Origin of the sequence: Phenylobacterium sp. (assembly GCF_020253645.1) — a bacterium.
Classification (GTDB): Bacteria; Pseudomonadota; Alphaproteobacteria; order Caulobacterales; family Caulobacteraceae; genus Phenylobacterium.
In genome coordinates this window covers 1-3,312 of sequence record NZ_JADCBG010000075.1, presented here as the reverse complement: position 1 = coordinate 3,312, position 3,312 = coordinate 1, and the positions used below count along the sequence as shown (strand labels likewise).

The following is a 3,312-nucleotide window of genomic DNA, read 5'->3' as shown; positions in this document are numbered from 1 at the left end:
CTGTTCCTGTGGCGCGGTCTGCGCAGCCCCTCCCGTGTGTAGGGGAGAGGGCCAAAGAAAAAGGGTCCCCGGCGCGCCGGGGACCCTTCACCTGACCGCCCTTGGGCGGGTGGGATCAGAAGCGGTACTGAACTTCCAGGCCGAAGATGCGCGGAGGCGTCAGCTCGAAGTTCCGGGCTCCGTTGGAGAACCGGTCCGACGGAACCGCGGGGTTGTTGTTCCGCTGTGCGGCGGCGACAGCCGCGGCGTAGCCATCTTCATCAAGCGCATTCTTGACGTAGGCGATGATGGTGTACTTGCCGCCCGTCGGCATCCACAGCGCCCGGAGGTCCACCTGATCCCAAGCGGGCGAGGAGTCGAACTCTCTCCCGAAGACCGTCGCATAGGCCTTCGACCGATTGATGTAGGTGGCGCCAGCGATGAGGTTGCCCCCGTCCAGAGCGAAGGTGTAGGTGCCGTTCACCGCAACCTTGTGTTCCGGCGCCTGGGGCAGGGGACTGCCGACAACGCTGACCGCTCCCAGGTTGACGTTGTCATTCACGTTCACAAGCAGGCGGCTCTTGGTGATCTCGGTCGGATTCCAGCCGTAATCCAGCGTCAGGCGGAGAGGTTCCACCGGCCGCCAGATGCCGCTGAACTCGATCCCGTACGACTCCGACTTCTCGATGTTCACGAACTGGGTGACGTTGGTCGCGCCCACCCGCACGGCCACCGGCGCCTGAAGGTCGCGGTAGTCGAGGAAGAAGGCCGCCAGGTTCAGCTGGAACGTGTCGAAATCCCGCTTGAAGCCGATCTCGTAGGAGTTGACCGTCTCCTCGTCCGCCTTGGGAACGGCGAGGAAGCCGCCGGCCGAGAAGCCGAACGCCTTGTAGCCGCGGCTGTAGCGGGCATAGGCCATGGTGTCGCTGTCCGGCTCCCACTGGACGCCGAGGGTGCCGGTGACGGCGTCAGACGAGCCGTCGAGGTTCCGGCTGGCGATGCCGGTGGCCGGATCGATCACGTACTGGCGCACCACCCCATTGGTGGTGACGCCGGGGGTGCTGACACCCGGGATCAGGCCGTTGGTGCTCTTCGGCGCGAGGGCGTCGGTGAGGTCCATGGCCCCGTTGCCGAGCCCGTTCAGACCCGCGAGCGCCGGGATCCCGAAGACCGGCGCCAGGCGCGCCAGCGAATTCAGGTCGCCCAGCAGGCTGCCCCAGTTGGACGCCGTGCCGGGGCCAAAGGCGCCGAGGCCGAGGGCCGGGTAGAGACCGGGATAGCAGACGTTGGAGTTACAGATGATGCGCCGGTACTCGGTCCCGGACTTCCGGTCATCCGTGTAGCGCAGGCCCGCGGTGAACTTCAGGGCGTCCGTCATCTGGTAGTCGATCTGGCCGAACACGGCCTTGCTCTCGGTCGTCAGGCCGTAGTGGCCCGTCGACCAGTACCCTTTCGGGTTGGCCGCGGCGCCCAGGATCGGGGTCTGGAGCGAAGACGGGCCCACCAGGAAGAAGTCGGCCGTGCTTCCGGTGCCGAAATACTCCTGATTGTAATAGAAGGCGCCCGCGATCCACTGAAGGGGGCCGTCATGGGTCGATGAGAGATTGATCTCATGGCTGTACCACTTCTGATACTCGAAGTAGTGGTAACCATTGTTGGCATTGACGGTCAGAGGCGAGCAGTTGACCGGAGACAGGCCCGCTGAAAACAAGTTGCCGACGGTGCCGCAGACGGATCCGGGCGCCAGCGGGATCTGGTAAGACTGGACAGCCGTGAAATCGGAGTCGCCGTACAGGTCGTAGTCATACTCCTGGTAACCCCCGACATACTTAATGTCGATCGTCGGCAGGCTGTAGACGAAGTTGGTCGTGAAGGAGTTCACGCCGCTCAGCCGCACCCGCTGCGGGATGTTGGTGCTGAACTCCCGGTTGTCCAGAAGCGCGGGGTTAGAGGTGGAGGTCGCCCCGTTGAACTGCCGCAGGCTCCCGGGAACGATCCCGTTCAGGCCGGTTTCCTTGGTCAGGCCGTGGGCCGACGCAAAGACGATGGAGTAGTTCGGATCGAGACGCCCCGTCGAGAACTCGTCGCCGCGATAGCCAGAACGCGCGCCCGGGCCGCCGCGGTTGTGCCAGGCCAGCTTCTTGTAGGACGCCCAGAATTCAGCGTTCTCGCCGATATCGGCCTCGAACTGGACCTGGAACTGGTACTCGTCACGCACGGAACCTTCGTCGGGCAGGCCCGGGGTCACGTTCTTGAAGTGACCCTCCTTCTGGTCGAGCTTGTAGCCCGACAGGCGCATCCGCAGACCCTCGGCGAGGGGGCCGGAGACGGCGAACTGAAGGTTGGTGAAGTTGAAGCTCTCCACGATGCCGCGGACCTCGGCGTAAAGTTCCTGGGTGGGCCGCACGGAGATCACGTTGACCGTGCCGCCGATGGCGTCCCGGCCGTAGAGCGTGCCCTGGGGGCCGCGGAGGATTTCCACCCGCGCCACATCCAGGGGCGGGCCGCCGGCCAGGACGGTGGAGGTGGTGAAGAGGCTGTCGACATAGATCGACACCGCGCCGTCCACGGCGTGAACGTTGGTGAGTCGGCCGATGCCGCGCATCGACGCCCGGTCATTCGACGACTGGTAGACGAAGCCCGGCGTGAAGTTGGTCAGGTCCTGGACGGACGAAATGCCGACCAGGTCGCGCTGACGGCTGGTGAAGGCCGAGATCGCGACCGGCACGTCTTGCAGGCTTTGCTCGCGCTTTTCGGCGGTCACCACCAACTCGTCGATGGTGTTCATGCCGGTCTCGGCTTGGGCCGAGAGACCCACCGCGCTGGCGGCGAGAATGCTCGTAGCCAACAGTATGGCCTTTGACTGCATCTGGTTTTCACTCCCCAATATGAATCTGCCAGTGCTATTGCCTGTGCATCCAGACACGCTGGCTGACAGCGACAGGCAAGTCAATCCCGCGACGGGATGATGCGATTTGTGTGAAAAACGATTTCGTGACGTCGCCGGCGAGGACCAGGCGCCGCGAGCCCGGCCGATCAGACTGAGATGCGCACCGGCAGGGTCTCGTAGCCCTTGACGAAGTTGGAGGACAGGCGGCGTGGCGGGGCCATCACCTCGATGCGCCGGAAGCGCTTGAGGATCTCTTCCCAGACCACCTTCAGCTGCATTTCGGCCAGCCGGTTGCCGACGCAGCGGTGGATGCCGAAGCCGAAGGCCACGTGCTGCCGCGGCCGCACCCGGTCGATTATGAACCGGTCCGCATCGGCGATGACCTCGCCGTCCCGGTTGCCCGAGACGGACCACATGATCACCTTGTCCCCCTTGCGGATCGT

Annotated in this window: 2 protein-coding genes; both read right to left on the bottom strand. The window is 64.6% G+C overall.

Features of this window, described 5'->3' with window-relative positions:
* Positions 1–115 precede the first annotated feature (115 nt).
* Positions 116–2,848 (bottom strand): TonB-dependent receptor, encoded by a 2,733-nt coding sequence (locus INE98_RS05430; protein WP_293537211.1) that lies wholly within the window; start codon positions 2,846–2,848, stop codon positions 116–118.
* Between the two features lie 167 nt (positions 2,849–3,015).
* On the bottom strand, positions 3,016–3,312 hold a 297-nt coding region (locus INE98_RS05425), incomplete at its 5' end, for a cytochrome P450 (protein ID WP_293537210.1).